The following is a 21,687-nucleotide window of genomic DNA, read 5'->3' as shown; positions in this document are numbered from 1 at the left end:
TTATAAAGGCTTTTTACTTCTTCAAGTATCGTAAAGAATATAGAGAGTACTTTAAAATTACCAATGAACAATGGTACGGGAAGTTTCGTGCGAGATTTATATCGAAATAAGTTAATTTGGAGAGGAAAATTTATTATGCAAGTAAAAAACAAACTCTTTGGTGCAAGTTTCGAGCAATCGAAGAAAATTATTGATGAGAGTATTTTAACAGAAGATGGAGCAAAAATGGGTGTCTTTTCTTCGATGAGTTTTTGGAAAAGAACGACGGGGCTAGTAACTTTGTTAATGATATTTGCAATTTATGGTGCCGGAATTGGATTTCCAGATCAACTTCGCCAATCTACAGAAAATGTGCAAATGATTTCGCAACAATCTGCAGCACTTATTGGAGAAATAGGTCTCTATCTTCGACCAGTAATTATAGTGTTAATTTTTACTTTAATTGTTTTAACGGTGTTAAATATTGTGCCGAAGGGTAATTATGCAAATCAACTGTTATATGGTATTTTCTATATACTTGTTCTTCAATTAGCAGCTTTCACTGCTTTATTACCAATGGCCATTGGGCTTACTATCGATGCATTTGGAGTTACGGCTTTTTATGTACAGATTATTTTGGTCTTATACTTTGTTAAAAAGTATATTATCGATGGGACAAAGAAATTTAAAGCATATCTATTTGATATTGGAGAGGAAAGAGTATCTGATTGGGATGTTCGATTGATGAGCTTTGTTAAAAAATATGGTGGAATCTTGTTGTTTCTAGCAATTTTAAATCGATGGACACTTAAAATCGGTGTAAATGTAAATGGAGATCCAGAGTTAGTGCGCATATTAATGGGCCTCTTATTCCCAGTTTCTATGTTTGCACTAACATTGATGTTTGGAAAATGGATTGAATATTTAACTAAAATAATTTACTTCTATAAGTATCGTAAAGAATACAGAGAGCACTTTAATATTACCAATGAGCAGTGGTATGGAAAGTTCTTTGCTAGATTTATGTCGAAATCATAATCGTTAGACTATCCTTTTACGGGATAGTCTTTCTTTGTTATTCCAAGTTGAGACTCTATTGAATTTCAAAGGTGGAATGCTATAATAAAGTTGTAGAATGTCGATTTTAAAAGGTTTGAGTCTCATTGGAGGTGATCTATATGGATGTTGTAGGATTACCAGTGGTTCTTGGAGGAGTTGTATTAGCAGGAATCTTTATCTATGCTTGTTACTGGGTCATTCGATTAGCGGTTCGTCATGAGCTTGAGAGAGGGAACCGCTTGTAGGATGTTTCAAAAAGTGAGGAGAGGAAACTCTCCTCTTTGTTATAGTTAAGAGGAATTTCTACGGCAGGATAGGGAAGATTTTATAAACTAAAATGAATTTAGCTATTTAAACAAGTCTGAATTTTTGTTAGAATAGAAAGCGAGCAATCGTTCAAGTATTTTTTTTAATCCCTTATAAAAGGGAATTCAGGGAGGTAGTAATATGGAAGTTATAGTTGTAAAGACTCAAGAGGAGGGAGCAAAAGCAGCTTTTGAGGTGTTTAAACGTGTACACGGCGAAGGAGCAAAAGTGTTTGGGTTGGCAACTGGATCAAGTCCAATTGGGTTATATGAATTACTTCGAAATAGCGATTTAGATTTTTCAGATCGAGTGTCCGTAAACTTAGATGAGTATGTGGGATTAGCGCCGACGGATGAACATAGCTATCATTATTTCATGAAAGAGCAATTATTCAATGCAAAACCATTCAAACATAGCTATTTACCAGATGGATTAGCTAAAGATGTCGATGCAGAAGTGGAACGTTATGAACGCATTCTTCAAGAAAATCCAGTGGACTTACAATTATTAGGAATTGGAAGTAACGCACATATCGGATTCAATGAGCCAGGTACGCCATTCACTCAACGCACGCACAAAGTACATTTAACAGAGTCAACGATTGAAGCCAACAAACGTTTCTTCGAGAAAGAAGAGGATGTTCCACGTTATGCCTATTCAATGGGCTTACAATCGATTATGGATGCTAAAGAGATTGCTTTAATTGCATTTGGTCCTAAGAAAATCCACGCGATTAAAGGTTTAGTAGAAGGGCCAATTACAGAAGAGGTTCCAGCAAGTATTTTGCAAAACCATCCGAAAGTGACCGTTATTTGTGATGAAGCAGCTGCGGCATTATTAACAAAATAAAGAGTTAGATAAGGCGTCTTCCGGACAACGGAAGGCGTTTTTTTGCTCTTTTAAAAGAGAGAGAATCAGCTGATTTAAGCGGGTAAAGGCTTGTTTTCAAAAATTTTCTGAAAATATTTTGGTAAACCCAAAAAAACACTTGACGAAATTATTTTTTTAGGGTAACCTAATAAATGTAGAATCTACATAAATTGAGAGGATGAATTCATTGATTACGATTAAAAATGTTGGGGTATCATACGCGATGCAACCACATGTTTTACGAGACTGCAATTTATCCATTGAAGGACCAACCATTACAGGGATTATTGGGCCCAATGGTGCAGGAAAATCAACACTATTAAAAGCAATATTAGGACTAATTCCATCTAGCGGAGAGATTCGTATTGATGGCGAGACAACTAGAAAAGCACTATCTAGAATTGCATATGTTGAACAAAAAAGCCATATTGACTTTACGTTTCCGATTACGATTCGTGAATGTGTAGCCTTAGGGAGAACTGTAAAAAAAGCTCCTTTACAAAGACTCACGAAAGAAGATTGGGCTAAAGTAGACGAAGCGATTGAAGAGGTAGGCTTATCAGAGTTGGCGACTCGTCAAATTGGAGCACTTTCAGGTGGGCAATTCCAACGGGTATTACTTGCGCGTTGTATGGTTCAAGAAGCAGATTATATCTTTCTTGACGAACCTTTCGTTGGAATTGATATGCTCAGCGAGAAAGTGATTATGACGATTATTCGCAAATGGAAAGAAGAAGGAAAAACCATTTTAATGGTGAACCATGACCTGTCTAAAGTGAAGGAATACTTTGACCATGTGGTTTTAGTGAAACACGGGATAGTGGCTTCTGGAAAAACAGAAGAAGTCTTTATTTCGAAGTACTTAGATCACGTTTATGGTGGAAGTGTGTATATTCCTCAAGGAGGTGAGCAACATGCATAACTTTATTGAAGGCTTGTTTGAATTTCACTTCTTGCAAAACGCATTAGTTTCAGCAGTCGTTATTGGTGCTGTTGCGGGGATTTTAGGGTGTTTTATCATTCTAAGAGGAATGTCACTCATGGGAGATGCTATCTCTCACGCGGTTCTTCCCGGGGTAGCGTTATCCTATATTCTAGGCATTAATTTCTTTATAGGAGCCCTCGTATTTGGTTTATTAGCTTCATTTCTAATTGCCTTTATTAATCAAAATAGTACAGTAAAAGGGGATACCGCTATTGGGATTACCTTTAGTTCTTTTCTGGCGCTGGGAGTTATTTTGATTGGTGTTGCTAAAAGTTCTACAGATTTATTCCATATTTTATTTGGGAATATTTTAGCAGTGCAAGATGTTGATTTAATCATTACATTAGTGGTTAGCTTGATTGTGTTTATTGTAATTCTGGCCTATTTCAAAGAATTACAAGTAACCAGTTTTGATCCGATTTTTGCGCAATCAGCGGGGATGAATGTACGGTTTTATCATTATCTATTAATGTTCCTTTTAGCATTGGTATCTATTACAGCAATGCAAAGTGTAGGGACCGTTATGATAGTGGCTCTGCTCATTACTCCTGCAGCGACAGCTTACTTGTACTCCAATCGTCTTAAAACGATGTTAATTTTAGCAGCTATATTCGGCTCTTTATCTTCTATTTTAGGATTGTTTATTGGGTATACATTTAATATTGCGATTGGATCTACGATCGTGTTAACTTCTGCAGCACTTTTTGTCGTAAGCTTTATTATTTCACCAAAACAAAGAGAAAGAAGGAAATCTCATGAATAGCATGAAGAAACTTTTAGTAGCTGCTCTTGTTGTCTTAGGGATTGCAGGATGCGCTACTGGCAAAGAGAATAGTTCTCAAACGACATCTGCGACAGCAGAAAGCAAAAAATTACAAGTAGTGACAACGAACTCTATTATTTATGATATGACAAAAAATATCGCTGGAGATTTAGTGGATTTACATAGTATCGTTCCAGTAGGGCAAGACCCTCACGAATACGAACCATTACCAGAGGATGTTCAAAAGGTTCAAAAAGCAGACTTGATTTTCTACAATGGTATCAACTTAGAAAATGGTGAGGATGCTTGGTTCGCTAAAATGGTGAAAAACGCTAAAAAAGAAGCCAACAAAGATTACTTTGCGGTAAGTGATGGCGTTCAAGTAATTTACTTAGAAGGACAAAACGAAGCAGGGAAAGAAGATCCACACGCTTGGTTAAACATCGAAAACGGAATTATCTATGCTAAAAATATTGCAAAACAATTAATTGCTAAAGATCCAAAGAACAAAGAAGCATACGAAAAGAACTTAGCTGCTTATGTTGAAAAACTAGAAGCTTTGGATAAAGACGCAAAAGCACGTATTGCTAAAATTCCTGAAGAAAAACGTTTAATCGTAACGAGTGAAGGCTGCTTCAAGTACTTCTCTAAAGCGTACGATATTCCATCAGCTTACATTTGGGAAATCAACACAGAAGAAGAAGGAACTCCAGAACAAATCACAAAATTGGTTCGTCAATTACGTGATTCAAAAGTTCCGTCATTATTCGTTGAAAGTAGTGTGGATGACCGTCCAATGAAAACTGTATCTCAAGAAACAGGGAAACCAATTCACTCTACAATCTTTACGGACTCAATTGCAGAAGAAGGAAAAGATGGAGATAGCTACTACAGCATGATGAAATGGAACCTAGATAAAATCATTGAAGGGTTAAGCAAATAATCAAGATGAGCTTCTTAGATTTCTATTCGATTCGGTGGATAGAATCTGGGGCTCTTTTATTTTGGGAAATCAGATAAAAAATTCAAATAAAGAATGACGAGGTGAAGAAGATGAACAAATTTTTAAGAGTACTGTTTATAATACTATTGGTGGCGATGGGAGGCGCGATGATTTATCAAATTTTCTTTCCAGAGGTGATGGGAGCTCATTCGGGATACGGAGTTGCAGTTGGTTGGCAACGAGAAATCGGATTTTGGAATTTGGCGGTTTTGATGATTTTAGTGGCCGTTAATGTTAAGTATGATTGGTTTTATTTAAGAGTCGTTTTAGGAGCACTAATAGTCGGCGGATTAGGGATTGGTACGAATCATCTTCTTGCTTATTTAGAGGGAGCTACCTTTGTCAATCTCGTTGGAGCAATTGAAAACTATGTGCTTGTCATTGGTTGGGTGATTGGGTGGAAATTGCAAGAAAAGGTCGAGAAGTAGACCTTTTCTTTTTTTTTATTCTATAATAATCATAAGGAAGTATTGACTTTTAAAGAAAACAGGTTAGAAAGAATATCAATTGATGAAAAACTATATTAGAGAGGAGATGAATGATTCCAGCATTAATCGTCAGAAAATACATTATTTATAATAGTAACGATGTTTTCGTTTAGTTTAGCGCTATTAAGTAGGGGAGTAGGTGGATTTTATGTTGAATAAGATTTATTATAGCTTGTCGATGGTGGCCTTTGTATTGAGTGCTGTAGTTGCATTTTATGCACTAAGATATGGAGATGTGTTTGCGCAAGAGGGAATTCAACTGTTGTTTTTGGAATTGACTGGTGCTGGTGTGACATTGATAGGCTTATTGAATGTGAACAGCAAGCATTCTCTATTCATAATTGTTGTCGCTTCTTTAGTGCTTCTAGTGGTTTTCTATCAAATGAATGCTAGTCATATTATGATGGCGGATTCGCTATCGAGTATTCAGGGTTCAGTTTTCTGGAAAGAAAGTTTTGTTTGGATTTCGCGTCTAGTATTGATGATGATGGCTTGGAGTTTGATTCAATCAGTTTGCTTGCTAATTTATTTCTTAGTCCATCGTTTTTTCGGTACCAAAAAAATCAAATGATCCATTGATATAGAATGTCGTGTTGGAGTAGGGGTTAAGATTCCGTATACAAGCGGAAAAATAGTTTAAATTTTTTGATTGGATTTTATTCAATTTTATCTTACATTTTAGCTTAGAAAAGAACTATTGAACCAGTGATACAAAAACAAGCGAGTTTAGATACCTGAGCCTCTAAAGCTTTTTTAGAGGCTTGTTTGTGCTGAAAAGACTTGATAAATAGAATTAATAAATCAAAGTAATAAAAAATAATCAAAAGAATTATCATGTATTGAATGTATTTTCTTTGAAGACCCTATAGAGGTATGGGAAAGGATTCTATTAGAGTTGAATTTTCAGGAAAACAGAAAAATTAAAAAGTCTTGCAATGCTTCACGATAGATGCTACAATGTAAAACGTAAAAATTACGATTTAAGAAAAGGGGACAGAAACTATCATGAAAAAAACGACCTTTATTGGATTTTTGATGTTGTTTTTACTTGTTGTGGCAGGATGCGCTACGAACAATTCAAACACTTCAAGTACTCAGACCAAACAAGGAAAACTAAAAATTTCAACAACGTTTTATCCAATCTATGACTTTACAAAAAATATTGTTGGAGATGAAGCAGACGTATCTCTCGTGATTGGGGCAGGAGTAGAGCCTCATGATTACGAGCCTTCCGCAAAAGAAATCGCGAAAATGAGTGAAGCGGATGCGCTAGTTTATGATAGTGAATATATGGAAACATGGATTCCTACCGTATTAAAGACACTCTCTGATAGTAAAGTAAAACCAATTAGTGCAACAAAAGATATGGTATTACTACCAGGTGGCGAGGAAGAAGAACATGATCATTCAGAAGAAGGCCATAGTCATGAATACGATCCTCATGTGTGGTTGTCTCCAGAGCGTGCGATTAAAATGGTTCAAACCATTACGAAACAATTAGTCGAAGCTTTCCCAGATCGTAAAGAAGTATTTGAGAAGAATGCCAATGCATATATTGAAAAATTAACCGCACTGCATAATGACTACACAAATGCATTTAAAGATGCGAAACAAAAGAATTTTGTGACACAACATACGGCATTCCGTTATTTAGCATTAGATTACAATCTAAACCAAGTCGGAATTACAGGAATTTCACCTGAGGCAGAACCAAGTGCTTCACGTCTTGCAGAATTAACAAAATATGTAAAAGAAAATGACATTAAAGTGATTTACTTCGAAGAGAATGCTTCTGAAAAAATTGCGAAAACATTAGCCGATGAAACTGGAGTAGAGCTTGCGGTCTTAAATCCAATTGAGTCTCTTACGAAAGAGCAAATGGATAAAGGGGAAGACTATATTTCAGTAATGCGCGAAAATCTTGCAGCGTTGAAGAAAACAACAGATCAACCGGGAAAAGACATTCAACCTGAAAAAACAACAGATAACAAGACGGTTCATAATGGATACTTTGAAGATAGTGCCGTGAAAGATCGTACTTTATCGGATTATGCAGGCGAATGGCAATCGGTATATCCTTATTTAGTCGATGGGACTTTAGACCAAGTATTTGATTATAAAGCAAAATTGAAAAAGACAATGACGAAAGAGGAATTCAAAGACTACTATACTAAGGGATATAAATCAGATATCACGAATATCAATATCACTGATAAAACAATGGAATTCAAAAAAGAAGATGGAACAACGGTGAAAGCCGAATATAAATATGTTGGCTATAAGATTCTTACTTATAAAAAAGGAAATCGTGGTGTTCGTTACTTATTTGAAGCAGTAACACCAGTTGAAGGAGCACCAAAATATGTTCAGTTTAGTGACCATAACATCGCTCCAGTAAAAGCAGAACACTTCCACATCTTCATGGGCAATGAAAGCCAAGAAAAACTACTGGAAGAAATGGATAACTGGCCAACATACTACCCAACAAAACTAAGCGGATTAGAAATCGCACAAGAAATGCTTGCGCACTAAAAAACAGGATGCGAGCAATCGCGTTTAGAAATGGAACGTTGGACCGGAACACCGGAAGGAACGTGAAACGTTCTGCGGATGTTTCGGGAAACGCACGCCATTTCTGCGATTGTGAGCTCGACTAAACAGCATACGAGGGCGAACGCTCAGGACTGAAACACTGGACCGGAGTAACGCAAAGGACTCGGAACGGGTCGTGCGGATGTTTGTTGAAGTGGACGTCGTTTCTGCCTTTTCGAACTCAACTATCAGGATACACGGGTGAGTGGTCGCACCCAAGTTTAACTTCATCAAAACCAAAAGAGATTCGCCAAGCGAATCCCTTTTGGTTTATACAGAATCTCTACTATTTTTCGGTTCAATGATTTAGTATAATATGGTTGAAAATAATAGAAGTAATGAATTCAGTGATAGTTTGTACAAAAAATATAGGGTATGTTTAAAAAGAAAGGCTTAGAATAATGTTGAAGGAGGAATGAAGATGAATATGATGCATTCTTTTAATCGAACCATTGATTATCTTGAGACCGTTCTAGAAGAGGATATTGATGAAAAGAGAATTTTAACCTTATCTGGATACTCTTATCCAATGTTTAGCCGGCTATTTTCAATCCTAACGCAGACCACGCTCTCTGATTATCTTAGAAGTAGGAGATTAACAGAAGCTGCGATTGTGTTACGAGATTCTAATGAAAAAATTATAGATATTGCATTTAGATTTGGTTATGAAAATTCAGACTCATTTGGAGCGGCATTCAAGAATTTTCATGGATTTTCTCCTTCAGAAGTACGACATGGGAAACCGTTTAAAATTGTTTCACGATTGCAATTGGCATTGAGTGTCAAAGGAGGAAGAAGTATGAATATCAAAATCGAAAACAAAAAAGCCTTTACGGTGGCAGGTCTGAATAAACAAAGCATTAATGCATCCCTTTGCCCAAGTGTATGGGGAGAGTTCTATTCAAGGTACTCTCATGAACAATTAGCTAAGATTGGAACTGGAGAGAGTGTAGGGATGTGTCATGATGTTCAAGATCCAAGTGAGATAAATTATTTAGCAGGATATGTGATTACAGATTCAAAAAAAGCACAGGAGTTAGGTCTCGACATTATTGAGGTCCCTGAAGCAGAGTATGCGATTATTGAACTAACAGGTCCGGTTCCAGAGTGTATTCATCAAGGATGGAAATACGCAATGGAGGTCTTTATGCCTGAGCACGGTTATATGCATTCGGGAGCTCCAGACTTTGAATATTATTACGAAGGAGATATGGCGAGTCCTGATTATAAAATGGAATTGTGGATTCCGATTGTAAAAGCTTAAAACTGAATAAAAAGAAAAAATCAAAATTAACTTTTAAGTTAATTTTGATTTTTTTATTTTCCATTCAATTATCATATATGATAATTGGGCTCTTTATCTCCCCTAATAAATATCTGTCAAAATAGCAATCTTAAGCTAAATAAAACTTCTAAAAAAATCTGTTTTTTCAGGTTCTTTCGGTTGACTATTACTAAACTTAATGTATAATAATCTTTGTGTCAGTAAACAATTAGTTTAAAAGGAGAAGACAATGGAAATCGGACATCAACTGCGTGCCTTGCGAATTCAAAAGGGACTAACGCAAGAAGAGTTAGCGGAGAGAACAGATTTGTCAAAGGGATATATTTCGCAATTAGAAAATGATTTGAGCTCGCCATCCATGGATACATTCTTTGATATTTTAGAAGTATTAGGGTGTCCTGCTGCAGATTTTTTTGATGAAGGTCCTGAAGAAGCACTCACGATTTACCGTGAGGAAGATATGACAATGATGGAAGATGCTAAACACCATACTACGGTGACATGGCTCAACCCAGATTCAAATGAGCATGAGATGGAACCCGTGATTCTGGAGTTTCAAGTTGGAGGAGCGTATAAAACATTCCAACCTTCACTGTCAGAGACATTTGGGTATGTACTTGAAGGTTCTGTTCAAGTCAAAGTCGGAAAACAAGTCGAAATAGTCTCTAAGGGAGAATCGTTCTATTTCGAGGCAAAAGCCAAACATCAAATTAGTAATGCTGGTAAAACGACTTCTAAAGTGTTAGTCGTGGCAACAGATTCCTATTTATAATAAAGAAAGTTAGGTGCTAGCAATGTCAAACAACACCATTATCTCATTTGAGAATGTGAACAAATTTTATGAGGATACTCATGTATTAAAAAATATTAATTTCGAAATCGAAAAAGGAAAATTCTATACATTACTAGGGCCTTCAGGATGCGGTAAGACAACGATCTTACGTATCATTGCTGGATTTACAGATGTATCAAACGGAAAAGTGACTTTAAACGGGGAAGACGTTACAAAACTTCCGCCGAACAAACGTAAAGTAAATACAGTCTTCCAAGACTACGCATTATTCCCACATATGAACGTATTCGAAAACATCGCGTTCGGCTTACGCTTAAAGAAAACTCCTGAAAACATCATTAAAGAAAAAGTAGCAGATGCTTTAAAAATGGTGCAATTATCTGGGTATGAAAACCGTGAAATCTCACAAATGTCTGGTGGACAACAACAACGTGTAGCCATCGCCCGTGCGCTTGTCAATGAACCAGAAGTACTACTACTCGATGAGCCATTATCAGCGTTAGACTTAAAACTTCGTACAGACATGCAATATGAACTTCGTGAATTGCAACAACGTCTAGGCATCACATTTATCTTCGTAACGCATGACCAAGAAGAAGCGTTAGCGATGAGTGACGAAATCTTCGTTATGAGTAAAGGGGAAGTCATTCAATCAGGAACGCCAGTAGATATTTACGATGAGCCAATTAACCGCTTCGTTGCGGACTTTATCGGTGAAAGTAATATCGTTGATGGAATCATGAAGGAAGACTACCTTGTAGAATTCGTTGGCAAAGAATTCGAGTGTGCCGATGCCGGAATGCGTCCAAACGAAAAAGTTGAAATCGTGATTCGTCCAGAAGATTTAGCGTTAACGACGATTGAAAAAGGAAAATTAACCGTTGAAGTAGATACTCAGTTATTCCGTGGGGTTCACTACGAAATCATCTGCTATGACGAAAATGGCAATGAATGGATGATTCACTCCACTCGTAAAGCAGAAGTAGGATCAAAAGTGGGCTTATACTTTGAACCACAGGATATCCACGTAATGCGTTTTGGAGAAAGTGAAGAAGACTTCGACGCTCGTCTAGAAAGCTACGAAGACGAGGTAGAAGAAAATGACTAAACAATCTCGTTTCTTATTTTCCATTCCATACTTTATTTGGTTGTTATTATTCGTAGTAACACCGCTTGGAATGATTTTTTATAAATCATTCTTCGACATTAATGGACAAGCAACTGTTGGAAATTATATAAACTATTTTGCGTCAGGGAACTATTTAGAAATGACGTTCAATTCTGTTTGGTATGCATTTCTAGTCACTCTAGTAACATTGCTAATTAGTTATCCAACAGCGCTTTTCCTTAGTCGTACAAAACATAAACAATTATGGCTCTTATTAATTATTTTGCCTACATGGGTTAACCTCTTATTAAAAGCCTATGCATTTATTGGAATCTTTAGTCAAACAGGAACAGTTAACCAATTCCTTTCCTTATTTGGAATTGCACCACAAGAGTTCTTGTTTACAGACTTCAGTTTCTTAACGGTAGCAGCGTATATCGAGTTACCATTTATGATTTTGCCAATCTTCAACTCTATTGAAGAATTGCCAGGCTCTCTGATTGCGGCCAGTCGCGACTTAGGTGCGACGAAATGGGATACCTTTAGACGAGTTATCTTCCCATTAACAATGAACGGGGTTCGAAGTGGCGTACAAGCGGTATTTATTCCATCACTCTCACTCTTCATGTTGACTCGTTTAATTGGAGGAAACCGCGTCATTACACTGGGTACAGCCGTTGAGCAACACTTCCTCGTAACACAAAACTGGGGAATGGGGTCAACCATCGGCGTGGTATTAATCGTAGCGATGATTATTTTAATGTTTGTTACAAGAGATCGTAAAAAAGGAGGCGTATCAGAATGAAATTAGAAAATAATAACAAGTGGAGTAATCTCTACTTAGTGTTTGTATTTGTCGTCTTATATGCGCCTATTTTTTACTTGATTTTTTATTCCTTTAACAGTGCTGGAAGCATGAATGGTTTTGAAGAGTTCACTTTAAAGCATTATGAAGCTGTTTTAGCGGATACGCGATTAATCGGGATTGTGCTTGATACACTGATTCTTGCACTATTATCATCACTCATAGCGACTGTGATTGGAACACTTGGAGCTATCATGATTCATTACATCCGTTCCAACCATCACAAGCAAGTCCTATTAGGATTTAACAATATTTTGATGGTATCGCCAGACGTTATCATCGGGGCAAGTTTATTGATTCTATTTACAGTCGTAGGATTTAAACTCGGCTTCATGTCTGTACTGCTTGCTCATATTGCGTTTAATATTCCAATTGTCGTGTTAATGGTTTTACCAAAATTATCTGAAATGAATCCATCAATGATTACAGCGGCTCGTGACTTAGGAGCAACAAGTTCTCAAGTGTTAACACGCATCGTGTTGCCATCGATTACACCAGGAATTCTTAGTGGATTCTTTATGGCATTTACGTATTCATTAGATGACTTTGCCGTGACATTCTTCGTAACAGGGAATGGATTCTCAACAATTGCCGTTGAAATCTACTCACGTGCGCGTCAAGGGATTAGTTTAGAAATCAATGCTTTAAGTACGTTGATGTTCCTATTCTCATTATCCCTCGTGATTGGCTATTACTTCATTCAAAAATTCCAACAAAAACGATTGAATGGGAAGACTTCTGAGAGTGACTTATTGAAAGGAGTCACATTATGAAGCGACTAACGCTCTTAATCGGGGCGATTTTAGTTTCTTGCCTATTGCTGTTTGGAGTTCGTAAAAACTTTGAAACGGCGACAGCTGGTAGCCCAGAAACGATTATCGTTTATAACTGGGGAGACTATATTGATCCAGCGTTGATTGCTCAATTCGAAGAGGAAACTGGATATAAAGTCATCTATGAAACCTTTGATTCGAACGAAGCCATGTTAACCAAGATTAAGCAAGGCGGAACAAATTATGATGTCGCTATTCCAAGTGAATATACGATTCATAAAATGGTTCAAGAAAATCTATTAGAGAAATTAGACTATTCGAAAATCAAAGGCATAGAACATATTGATCCACGTTTCCTTCATCAGTCTTTTGACCCGGATAATACGTATAGTATTCCTTATTTCTGGGGAACTTTAGGGATTGTATACAATAAAAATGTCTATCCCGAAGGAACCATTAGTGAGTGGAGAGATTTATGGAAGGAAGAATTTAAAGATTCGATCTTATTCATTGATGGCGCCCGTGAAATGATGGGGATTGCACTTCAAACACAAGGCTACTCTTTAAACGAAAAAGATGAAACCATTGTGAAAGAGGCGGGCAAGTTCTTGAAGACGTTAATGCCAAATGCGAAAGCCATTATTGCCGACGAAATGAAGACATATATGATTCAAGAAGAAGCGAATATTGCGGTGACATTCTCAGGGGAAGCTGCCAAGATGATGAGCGAAAATGAAAACCTTGCCTATGTAGTTCCAAGCGAAGGAACGAATTTATGGTTTGATAATATTGTCATTCCAAAAACAGTGGGCAATAAGGAAGGCGCCTATGCGTTTATCAACTTCATGTTGCGTCCAGAGGTGGCGGCTCAAAATGCGAAATATGTAGGATATGCCACTCCAAATAAAGATGCACTAGCATTATTGCCAGAAGACATTACTTCGGATGAGAGTTTTTACCCGACAGAAGAGGCGATGAGTAAGATGGAGGTTTACGAAAACTTAGGAACCGACCTATTAGGCCTTTACAACGATCTCTTCCTTGAAGCAAAAATCTTTAGAAACTAAGAAAAGTCGAGATGCGCTCTCGACTTTTTTGTGCATAAAAATAATAAATGAGGAACTTCGTTCCTTTGAAATTCTTGTGCAGGAATAAAAGAAGAGAAATTGGAATAAAATCCAATTCGCCTTTAAATTCTACGGATTTCTTCATAGTATTGATAGTGGCTGTACCGTGTTGAGCCTTTAGTCTCAACGACTACCGAGCTTCAAAGTGACTCTAGGAAATGAATTTCCAGAGTCACTAATTCACATCAGTTACAACCGCCACTATTCCTACTATAGAATCCGTGAATTTGAGGCTCATTGGGAGTATAGAATCCAATTCCCTCTTTTATTTTGACGAATTTCAAAGGAACGAAGTTTTTTATGAAAAAGGGAGAGTGTGCGGACTTTTAAAATTCTAGTTTTTAATAGAGGAGATATAAAGGCTAATAGGTCGTATGGACGGCTAGAGGAAACTAGGAAATGCGAAAAAGGGTGTTAAGATGTTGTTTGTGCTTTTGTTAAATGTCCATAAAAAAGTCCTCGTCCAAATGGACGAGGGCTTGGGGTTAGTTTGTGTAGTAAAGGTTTGTGCCAGCAAATTGTGGTTCGCAAGTCACCATGACTCCGAGGCTTCGGAAGGTATCTTCGTCGGCTTTTTGAAGGATGACGGTGCTGTGTGCTTGTAAGTGGCGTAAGTTTTGTAATTGGTTTTTGGCGGCTTCTGCGGCAGGGTTTGTGACTGCTGAGATGCTGAGTGCGATGAGCACTTCTTTGCTATCGAGTGAGCGGCGTTGATGTTTTAAAACGTCGCTTCCGAGTTGGCCAATCGCATTTAAAATGACAGGTGGTAATAAATGGATGGAGTCGCCAATTTCTGCTAATTCTTTGATGCAGTTGAGTAGGCAGGCCGCGCTGGCGGTCATGGTATCCGATTGTTTTCCTGTAATGATTTTGCCAGTTGGAAGTTGTAAGGCTACTACGGGAACTTTGACTTCGGCTTCTTTTTCAAGAGCGGCTTTTACAACTGGACGGCCTTGTGGAGAGAGCCCACTTTCTTCCATGATGTACTTGCCACGTTGAGCCGCTTCAAGTGTTCCGATACCGCGTTTGTAGTCACACTGACCTGCATAATAACGGCGAATAATTTCTTGATTAGAAGCTTCGCGAACAGCTGCATCATCAGTGATAGCAAATCCGACACGGTTCACGCCCATATCTGTAGGAGAGTTGTAAGGAATTGGAGCGTCACCATAAATCTTCCTTAAGATACGACGTAATAGAGGGAAGGCTTCAATATCTCGGTTGTAGTTCACCGTTGTTTCACCGTAATGCGCCAGATGGAAAGTATCAATCATATTGACATCTTCTAAGTCGGCCGTTGCTGCTTCATACGCTACGTTTACAGGGTGGTTGAGTGGTAAATTCCATACAGGGAAGGTTTCAAATTTAGAATATCCTGCACGGTGACCGCGTTTGGTTTCATGGTAAAGTTGGCTTAAACAGGTTGCTAGTTTTCCACTGTTAGCACCAGGAGCTGTTACGACAACAAGAGGACGTGTTGTTTCGATAAATTCATTTGCGCCATATCCTGCGTCACTCACGATGGTTTCCACGTCCATTGGATAACCTTCTGTGTAACCATGCGTATATACTTTGATCCCACGACGCTCGAGGGAGTTTTTAAATTGAGTAGCAGCAGGTTGCCCTGTGTAACGAGTGATGAGAACGCTATTGATTTTGAGGTCCCAATAGTGTAGGTCGTCCATTAAGCGAAGAACATCTTGGTCATAAGTGATTCCAAGATCACCGCGAATTTTGTTTTGTTCAATATCGCCAGCATATACACAGATAATAATTTCTGCTTGGTCACGAAGGCGGTGGAGTAATTTAATTTTTCCGTCTGGGTCAAAACCAGGTAATACTCGCATTGCATGGAAATCACCGATTAGTTTACCACCAAATTCTAAATATAATTTGTCATAAGCATTCACTCGTTGGAGAATGAACTGACTTTGTTCTTCTAGATATTTCTCACTATCAAATCCTAATTTCATACGACAACCCCCTTCAATTCATTTCAGTAGTATAGCATAAAAAGGAGGGGAAATTCTATACAAAATGGGCAAAAAAAGCCCGTAGAAAAAAGAGTTGCAAGTGGTATAAGGGCAGAGTAAAATAGTATTGGACTCACTCAAATTTATGGAGGACGATTCAATGAAAAATATGATGGATTATGTACAAGAGTTCGGAAAGGACACATTTGAAGAGAGACCCTTCTCTGAAATTGATGCCCTTGTCTTAACAGAATTAGGATATTCGCCACTGGAAGAAATCGTTTCTTCAGATATGAGTGGAAAAGAATTTTCAACGATGGAAGAGATTGCTCACTATTTTGGGGAAAATGCGGAGAGATTATTGAGAGATAATCCGATGATGATTACGCAAGAAAGAGTCGATTTAACGCAGGAAATTGGAAGAGCTAAACGATATCAATCCCTTAAGTTTTTTGGGATGAAGAGTGAAGTGGACTCAGATATTACGAAACAATTCGCTGCATTGACAGTGGAAATAAGTCCCAACGTGCGCATCGTGATTTATCGTGGAACAGATGAAACGCTGATTGGTTGGAAAGAAGACTTTATGATGACTTATTCTCCTATTATTCCAGCACATAAAGATGCCAAGGAATATTTGGAGCAACAGGCAAAAGTGTTCGATGGAAAAATCCTCTTGTCAGGACATTCAAAAGGAGGAAATCTAGCCTTATACGCTGCGGCTACCCAAGAGAAGGAAGTTCAATCGAGATTAGGAAAAATCTTCTGTTTTGATTCTCCAGGCTTACACCGTTCAATTTTAGAAACGGAAGGTTATCGCGCAGTGGTTCCATTAGCGATGCGTTACATTCCTCAGGATGCGTTAGTAGGATTGCTTTTAGAATCTGAAATTCCTTATGTCATCGTCAAAAGTAATGCTTTTGCGGCTCTCCAACATAGTGCTTTGACATGGGAAATTGAAAATGGACAATTTGTAACGATGGATCATTTGACGAAGAATAGTCAATTGAATGACCAAACGTTTAAAAAATGGACGGAAGAAGTGAGTGATGAAGAACTAGAACTGTTCTGGGATGTCTTCTTCGAGCTTCTCTTTACGATTGGTTTAGATACGATTAATGATGTGTTTGGCAAATTTATGCATTATGTTCAGGAGTTCTTCAAAGCTGCAGGACAAATGGATGAAGAAAAACGTGAACTACTCACTCGAGTAGCCCTGCTTTTACTACAAACTCGCTTCAATGTATGGAGAGATTCTATTAGTTTTGCGGATACATTTAATGTCGAATTTCCAAGCTGGGATGATATTTTAACGAGGATTCATTGGAAAAAAGAAGGAGTTTCCATTAAATATCAGGCCAGTCAGGAGAATGAAGAAATTCGAGAATACTATCAACAGCGCCACGAACAAAAGAAACACGAAGAGAAATAAATTAAGCTATAGGATTACTTCGAATCTTAACATGAATTTCTTTCTTCGTACTTCCGATTGTTAAAAAGAAAAAAGAGAGTTGCTCAAAATTCACTTATAAGTGAATTTTGGGCAACTCTTCTTGTTTCTATTATTTTTCGCGCTCAATCGCGATGGCAACACCCATGCCGCCGCCTACACAGAGGGAAGCGACCCCGATTTTACCATCGAGTTGGTTGAGTGCATTAATCAGTGTGACCACAATACGGGTGCCAGAAGCACCGATTGGATGGCCTAGTGCAATCGCCCCACCAAATGGATTTACTTTTTCAATTGGGATTTTCAAGTCTTTAATGACGGCCATACTTTGTGCCGCAAAGGCTTCATTCAATTCAAAGATATCCACTTTTTCAAGTGGGATGCGTGTACGTGCTACTAATTTTTCGATGGCTGGAACAGGCCCAATCCCCATGATTGCAGGATCTACACCTGCTTCTGCATATCCTTTTAGTGTTGCTAGAATAGGTAGATTCAATTCTTGGGCATATTCGCGAGTTGTCATGATGACACAAGCGGCTCCATCATTGATTCCTGAAGAGTTTCCAGCAGTAACTACTCCGTCTTTTTTGAAGGCGGGTTTTAATCCAGAAAGACTCTCCAGTGTTGTGTTTGCACGGATGAATTCATCGCTAGCTTTGAAGTCCTCAGATTTTGTCTTACGATTGAAGACTGGGACTGGAGTGATTTCCTTCTCGAAACGTCCTTCTTCTTGAGCTTTAGCAGATTTTTGTTGAGAAGATAGGGCAAAAGCATCGAGTTTCTCTCTGGTAAATCCGTATTTTTCAACGATGTTTTCAGCGGTAATGCCCATCGCGTCTGTTGAATAAGCGTCTGTTAACCCATCATTAAATAATGAATCGACTAAAGTAACCGGTCCGTTTTTTGGAGCAAACCGTTGTTGTAATAAATGAGGTGCTAAACTCATATTTTCCATACCGCCAGCTAAGACGATTTTAGCATCTCCTAGTCGAAGCGATTGTGCTGCAAGAATAATGGCCTTTAATCCAGAACCACAAACTTCATTGACCGTTAAGGCTGTACTAGAATGGAGTAGACCTGTTTTTAATCCTACTTGTCGAGCAGGGTTTTGACCAAGTCCAGCTTGTAAAACATTTCCGAAAATCACTGTATCAATTTGGTCTGGAGATAATTTGGCTTTTTGGATAGCGGATTTTGCGACCGCTGTACCTAATTCAATCGCAGAGGTTGTAGCAAATTGACCTCCGAATTTACCAATGGCAGTCCGGGTGGCACTGACAATGACAATATCATTTCCGTTCATATTTTTTATTCCTTTCTATAGTAGATTCACTTTCATCTCCACCATTTTATAAGATTTTGCTTGTAAAACCTAATTTTTAATCGTTCTAAATAGTAAAGAATTGTTTAAATTATAGAACAAATAGTAAATTAAATTGTCCAGACGGCAATTTTTTGCTAGTATAGTTGTTGCTAAGAAAGAACAAGAAGCCCAACATGTAGTTAGGGCTTTTTCGTAAAGGAGAACAACAATGAATATAGGAATAGATAAGATTGGCTTTTTTGTACCGCCAACTGCACTGGATATGGAAACCTTAGCAGTTGCTCGTGGCGTAGAGCCAGCTAAATACACGATTGGTATTGGACAGTCTACAATGGCAGTAGCTCCAGTGACACAAGATATCGTGACTTTAGCCGCAAATGCAGCTTTATCGATTATTGATGATGCTGACCGCGAATCTATTGATATGATTTTATTTGGAACTGAAACAGGAATTGATCAATCGAAGTCGGCTGCAGTTTATATGCAACGGATGTTAGGATTATCTAACCGTGTTCGAAGCGTAGAATTAAAACACGCTTGTTATGGGGCAACGGCAGCTCTTCAATTAGCAAAAGGACATATCGCATTAAATCCTTCTTCAAAAGTATTGGTCATTGCTAGTGATATCGCTAAATATGGATTAAATTCTGGTGGAGAACCTACTCAAGGAGCGGGTGCGGTAGCCATGGTTGTTTCTGAGTCGCCACGTTTATTAGTCTTAGACAATGAAACAAGCTTGTTTACGGATGACGTAATGGATTTTTGGAGACCGAACTATGAAGCTTATCCATTAGTAGACGGTCAATTTTCAAATGAACAATACATCCGTTTCTTCTGCGAAGTGTGGAAGAACTACCAAGAAAAGACTCATTACGAGTTTTCGGACTTCGAGGCCATTTGCTTCCACTTACCGTATACGAAGATGGGGATGAAAGCTTTCAAACCGTTCTTAGAAGAGATGAATGAGGAAGAAAGAGAACGTTTCACAGCAAGATATCAAGAAGCGTCTATATATAACCGCCATGTTGGAAATATTTATACAGGATCATTATTCCTAAGTTTTATTTCGTTATTAGAAAACAGTTCTGTATTAGTAGCTGGAGACCGCATCGGATTCTTTAGTTATGGTTCAGGAGCAGTTGGGGAATTCTTTGCCGGAGAATTAGTTGAAGGATTCCAAAATCAATTGCATATTGCGGAGCATAAGGCTTTGCTTGAAAACCGTAAAATGTTAACCGTTGAAGAATACGAAGAAATCTTTATGGAAGTTGTCGATTCTAGCGGTGAACAAACATTCACACGTGAAGACAATAGCCCTGTGACACTCACAGGGGTTAAAAATCACGAAAGACAATATACTATAAAATAATCAACCAACCGTAGCCACCAAGGTTACGGTTTTTTGTTGTGTGCAAGAATGAAAAAATAAAAATGTAGTATATATGTTACATTTCAAATTTTAAAATCAAAACTAAAATATAAATGTTGAACTGACGCGGTTTTTAGCGGTATAGTCAACAATAGTTTTTCGACTCAAAAGTACAAATGCGGAAAAAATAGTAAAATTTCCGAGAAAAAATTAAAAAAATTTTTTAAAAAAAGTAAGAAAGAGTTAAAGAAATTTTTTAATACAAGTGGTATTTTGTATAGAGAAATGGAATTAAAAGATAAATTGCCAACTATGACAGAAGAAGAAATGTTAAAATTATTAGCAACTGATGGAAAACTTGTAAAAAGACCAATGATAGTTACAAAAGATGTAGTTTTAAATGGTTTTAAAGAAGAAGAATGGAAGGAGTTGCTAAAAAAATAAAATGTATAATATGATGGATGTTATCACAGCGGGGTTTGCTCTATTTGCAATGTTATTTGGAGCAGGAAATTTAATATTCCCTCCTATGTTAGGATATGAATTAGGTAATAGTTGGGGAATAGCATCATTTGCATTTATTCTAACAGGAGTTGGAATTCCTCTTATGGGAATTATTGCTTCAGCTAATGCAGGTAAAAGTTTAGACAGTTTTTCAGATAAAGTTTCACCTTTATTTGCAAAATTTTATGGAATAGCACTTATTTTATCAATAGGACCACTTTTAGCACTGCCAAGAACAGGTGCAACAGCTTATGAAGTTACTTTTTATCATGCAGGCTTTACAACTTCAATTTGGAAATATGTCTATTTAGGAATTTATTTCTTATTAGCGTTGTTATTTTCATTGAAATCATCAAAAGTTGTTGATAGAGTAGGTAAAATCTTAACACCTATACTTTTAATAGTTTTATTTATAATTTTAGTTAAAGGTGTATTTTTTAATGATTTACCAATTGTTGAAAAGATTTATGAATTACCATTTAAAAAAGGTTTCACAGAAGGTTATCAAACAATGGATGCTCTAGCAACCATTGTTTTTTCAACAGTTATTTTAAATGCTATAAGAGGAAAAACTGAACTTACCCCTAAACAAGAATTTTCATATTTATTAAAAGTTGGTCTTATTGCAGCGGCAGGACTTGCAATAGTCTATGCAGGACTTAGTTATATAGGAGCAAGTTTTGGTGGAATGGAATTAGTTGCAGGAGCAGAAAAAACAGATTTACTTGTAAAAATTTCAATAAATCTTTTAGGAAAAATTGGATATTTAATATTGGCTATCTGTGTTGCAGGTGCTTGCCTTACAACGTCAATAGGGTTAATAGTTACTGTTGCAGAGTATTTTAGTGGTCTTATAAAAATATCTTATGAAAAATTAGTAGTGATAACAACAATAATTGGTTTTGTTTTTGCAATGTTTGGGGTTAATAAAATAGTTATCATATCGGTTCCAGTTTTGGTATTTTTATATCCAATAAGTATTGCCTTAATAATTTTGAATTTCTTTCGTATTAAAAATGCTAATATATTTAAAGGAGTTGTGCTAGTAGCAGGTATTATTGGACTGTATGA

21 protein-coding genes are annotated in these 21,687 nt (G+C 37.3%); 19 read left to right on the top strand and 2 right to left on the bottom strand.

Going from position 1 to position 21,687, the window contains the following annotated elements; all coding sequences use genetic code 11:
• The first annotated feature begins 135 nt into the window (after positions 1-135).
• The 15 genes from Q0594_RS04765 to Q0594_RS04695 all read left to right on the top strand — a co-directional run bounded on the left by Q0594_RS04765 (position 136) and on the right by Q0594_RS04695 (position 13,936).
• The gene (locus Q0594_RS04765) at positions 136-1,017 is read left to right on the top strand and encodes a hypothetical protein (protein WP_298730099.1); all 882 of its coding nucleotides are present in this window, start codon (positions 136-138) and stop codon (positions 1,015-1,017) included.
• Between the two features lie 140 nt (positions 1,018-1,157).
• On the top strand, positions 1,158-1,283 hold the full coding sequence (locus Q0594_RS04760; RefSeq protein WP_298730098.1) for a hypothetical protein: 126 nt from the start codon (positions 1,158-1,160) through the stop codon (positions 1,281-1,283).
• A 202-nt stretch (positions 1,284-1,485) separates the two neighbouring features.
• Positions 1,486-2,193 (top strand): glucosamine-6-phosphate deaminase, encoded by a 708-nt coding sequence (locus tag Q0594_RS04755; protein ID WP_298730097.1) that lies wholly within the window; start codon positions 1,486-1,488, stop codon positions 2,191-2,193.
• A gap of 199 nt (positions 2,194-2,392) precedes the next feature.
• Positions 2,393-3,136, top strand: coding sequence for a metal ABC transporter ATP-binding protein (locus Q0594_RS04750; RefSeq protein WP_298730096.1), 744 nt, complete (start codon positions 2,393-2,395; stop codon positions 3,134-3,136).
• Positions 3,129-3,962: a metal ABC transporter permease gene (locus Q0594_RS04745; protein WP_298730095.1), complete on the top strand. Its 834-nt coding sequence runs from the start codon at positions 3,129-3,131 to the stop codon at positions 3,960-3,962. The genes Q0594_RS04750 and Q0594_RS04745 overlap by 8 nt, the downstream gene beginning before the upstream one ends.
• The gene (locus tag Q0594_RS04740; protein WP_298730094.1) at positions 3,955-4,905 is read left to right on the top strand and encodes a metal ABC transporter substrate-binding lipoprotein; all 951 of its coding nucleotides are present in this window, start codon (positions 3,955-3,957) and stop codon (positions 4,903-4,905) included. The genes Q0594_RS04745 and Q0594_RS04740 overlap by 8 nt, the downstream gene beginning before the upstream one ends.
• A gap of 110 nt (positions 4,906-5,015) precedes the next feature.
• A complete protein-coding gene (locus Q0594_RS04735; RefSeq protein ID WP_298730093.1) occupies positions 5,016-5,393 on the top strand; it encodes a hypothetical protein in 378 nt (125 codons plus the stop codon).
• 208 nt (positions 5,394-5,601) lie between these two features.
• Positions 5,602-6,024: a hypothetical protein gene (locus Q0594_RS04730; protein ID WP_298730092.1), complete on the top strand. Its 423-nt coding sequence runs from the start codon at positions 5,602-5,604 to the stop codon at positions 6,022-6,024.
• Positions 6,025-6,458: 434 nt separating this feature from the next.
• Complete coding sequence (locus tag Q0594_RS04725) at positions 6,459-7,985, top strand: zinc ABC transporter substrate-binding protein AdcA (protein ID WP_298730091.1); 1,527 nt, start codon at positions 6,459-6,461, stop codon at positions 7,983-7,985.
• 481 nt (positions 7,986-8,466) lie between these two features.
• On the top strand, positions 8,467-9,309 hold the full coding sequence (locus Q0594_RS04720; RefSeq protein WP_298730090.1) for an AraC family transcriptional regulator: 843 nt from the start codon (positions 8,467-8,469) through the stop codon (positions 9,307-9,309).
• Between the two features lie 250 nt (positions 9,310-9,559).
• The gene (locus Q0594_RS04715) at positions 9,560-10,102 is read left to right on the top strand and encodes an XRE family transcriptional regulator (protein WP_298730088.1); all 543 of its coding nucleotides are present in this window, start codon (positions 9,560-9,562) and stop codon (positions 10,100-10,102) included.
• Between the two features lie 22 nt (positions 10,103-10,124).
• Positions 10,125-11,231, top strand: coding sequence for an ABC transporter ATP-binding protein (locus tag Q0594_RS04710; RefSeq protein WP_298730087.1), 1,107 nt, complete (start codon positions 10,125-10,127; stop codon positions 11,229-11,231).
• Positions 11,224-12,036, top strand: coding sequence for an ABC transporter permease (locus tag Q0594_RS04705; protein ID WP_298730086.1), 813 nt, complete (start codon positions 11,224-11,226; stop codon positions 12,034-12,036). Before Q0594_RS04710 ends, Q0594_RS04705 begins: the two co-directional genes overlap by 8 nt.
• Positions 12,033-12,869, top strand: a complete 837-nt coding sequence (locus Q0594_RS04700; RefSeq protein WP_298730085.1) for an ABC transporter permease — start codon at positions 12,033-12,035, stop codon at positions 12,867-12,869. Before Q0594_RS04705 ends, Q0594_RS04700 begins: the two co-directional genes overlap by 4 nt.
• Entirely contained in the window at positions 12,866-13,936 is a 1,071-nt protein-coding gene (locus Q0594_RS04695) for an ABC transporter substrate-binding protein (protein WP_298730084.1), read from the top strand. The genes Q0594_RS04700 and Q0594_RS04695 overlap by 4 nt, the downstream gene beginning before the upstream one ends.
• Before the next feature lie 545 nt (positions 13,937-14,481).
• On the opposite strand, the gene Q0594_RS04690 is transcribed toward Q0594_RS04695, so the two are convergent.
• Positions 14,482-15,969: a DUF1846 domain-containing protein gene (locus Q0594_RS04690; protein WP_298730083.1), complete on the bottom strand. Its 1,488-nt coding sequence runs from the start codon at positions 15,967-15,969 to the stop codon at positions 14,482-14,484.
• 160 nt (positions 15,970-16,129) lie between these two features.
• On the opposite strand from Q0594_RS04690, the gene Q0594_RS04685 reads away from it, so the two are divergent.
• Positions 16,130-17,401 (top strand): Mbeg1-like protein, encoded by a 1,272-nt coding sequence (locus Q0594_RS04685; protein ID WP_298730082.1) that lies wholly within the window; start codon positions 16,130-16,132, stop codon positions 17,399-17,401.
• 130 nt (positions 17,402-17,531) lie between these two features.
• Here Q0594_RS04685 and Q0594_RS04680 read toward each other — a convergent pair whose 3' ends face one another.
• Complete coding sequence (locus tag Q0594_RS04680; protein WP_298730081.1) at positions 17,532-18,722, bottom strand: acetyl-CoA C-acetyltransferase; 1,191 nt, start codon at positions 18,720-18,722, stop codon at positions 17,532-17,534.
• Positions 18,723-18,951: 229 nt separating this feature from the next.
• Between Q0594_RS04680 and Q0594_RS04675 the strand changes: the two genes are divergently transcribed.
• The 3 genes from Q0594_RS04675 to brnQ form a co-directional block, all read left to right on the top strand.
• Positions 18,952-20,112, top strand: coding sequence for a hydroxymethylglutaryl-CoA synthase (locus Q0594_RS04675; protein ID WP_298730080.1), 1,161 nt, complete (start codon positions 18,952-18,954; stop codon positions 20,110-20,112).
• 141 nt (positions 20,113-20,253) lie between these two features.
• Complete coding sequence (locus Q0594_RS04670) at positions 20,254-20,556, top strand: ArsC/Spx/MgsR family protein (RefSeq protein ID WP_298730101.1); 303 nt, start codon at positions 20,254-20,256, stop codon at positions 20,554-20,556.
• Between the two features lie 10 nt (positions 20,557-20,566).
• Positions 20,567-21,687, top strand: a 1,121-nt coding sequence (gene brnQ, locus Q0594_RS04665) for a branched-chain amino acid transport system II carrier protein (protein ID WP_298730077.1), incomplete at its 3' end; no start/stop codon positions are given.

This window comes from uncultured Granulicatella sp. (assembly GCF_938030755.1).
Classification (GTDB): domain Bacteria; phylum Bacillota; class Bacilli; order Lactobacillales; family Aerococcaceae; genus Granulicatella.
This window is presented reverse-complemented; position numbering and strand designations above follow the sequence as displayed.

Bases quoted from the DNA above. Each gene is read 5' to 3' on its own strand.
- Q0594_RS04685 (WP_298730082.1), top strand. From the start codon at position 16,130: ATGAAAAATATGATGGATTATGTACAAGAGTTCGGAAAGGACACATTT.
- Q0594_RS04715 (WP_298730088.1), top strand. From the start codon at position 9,560: ATGGAAATCGGACATCAACTGCGTGCCTTGCGAATTCAAAAGGGACTA.
- Q0594_RS04700 (WP_298730085.1), top strand. From the start codon at position 12,033: ATGAAATTAGAAAATAATAACAAGTGGAGTAATCTCTACTTAGTGTTT.
- Q0594_RS04750 (WP_298730096.1), top strand. From the start codon at position 2,393: ATGAATTCATTGATTACGATTAAAAATGTTGGGGTATCATACGCGATG.
- Q0594_RS04680 (WP_298730081.1), bottom strand. From the start codon at position 18,722: ATGAACGGAAATGATATTGTCATTGTCAGTGCCACCCGGACTGCCATT.
- Q0594_RS04755 (WP_298730097.1), top strand. From the start codon at position 1,486: ATGGAAGTTATAGTTGTAAAGACTCAAGAGGAGGGAGCAAAAGCAGCT.
- Q0594_RS04730 (WP_298730092.1), top strand. From the start codon at position 5,602: ATGTTGAATAAGATTTATTATAGCTTGTCGATGGTGGCCTTTGTATTG.
- Q0594_RS04710 (WP_298730087.1), top strand. From the start codon at position 10,125: ATGTCAAACAACACCATTATCTCATTTGAGAATGTGAACAAATTTTAT.
- Q0594_RS04720 (WP_298730090.1), top strand. From the start codon at position 8,467: ATGAATATGATGCATTCTTTTAATCGAACCATTGATTATCTTGAGACC.
- Q0594_RS04725 (WP_298730091.1), top strand. From the start codon at position 6,459: ATGAAAAAAACGACCTTTATTGGATTTTTGATGTTGTTTTTACTTGTT.
- Q0594_RS04675 (WP_298730080.1), top strand. From the start codon at position 18,952: ATGAATATAGGAATAGATAAGATTGGCTTTTTTGTACCGCCAACTGCA.
- Q0594_RS04695 (WP_298730084.1), top strand. From the start codon at position 12,866: ATGAAGCGACTAACGCTCTTAATCGGGGCGATTTTAGTTTCTTGCCTA.
- Q0594_RS04740 (WP_298730094.1), top strand. From the start codon at position 3,955: ATGAATAGCATGAAGAAACTTTTAGTAGCTGCTCTTGTTGTCTTAGGG.
- Q0594_RS04690 (WP_298730083.1), bottom strand. From the start codon at position 15,969: ATGAAATTAGGATTTGATAGTGAGAAATATCTAGAAGAACAAAGTCAG.
- Q0594_RS04705 (WP_298730086.1), top strand. From the start codon at position 11,224: ATGACTAAACAATCTCGTTTCTTATTTTCCATTCCATACTTTATTTGG.
- Q0594_RS04760 (WP_298730098.1), top strand. From the start codon at position 1,158: ATGGATGTTGTAGGATTACCAGTGGTTCTTGGAGGAGTTGTATTAGCA.
- Q0594_RS04745 (WP_298730095.1), top strand. From the start codon at position 3,129: ATGCATAACTTTATTGAAGGCTTGTTTGAATTTCACTTCTTGCAAAAC.
- Q0594_RS04765 (WP_298730099.1), top strand. From the start codon at position 136: ATGCAAGTAAAAAACAAACTCTTTGGTGCAAGTTTCGAGCAATCGAAG.
- Q0594_RS04735 (WP_298730093.1), top strand. From the start codon at position 5,016: ATGAACAAATTTTTAAGAGTACTGTTTATAATACTATTGGTGGCGATG.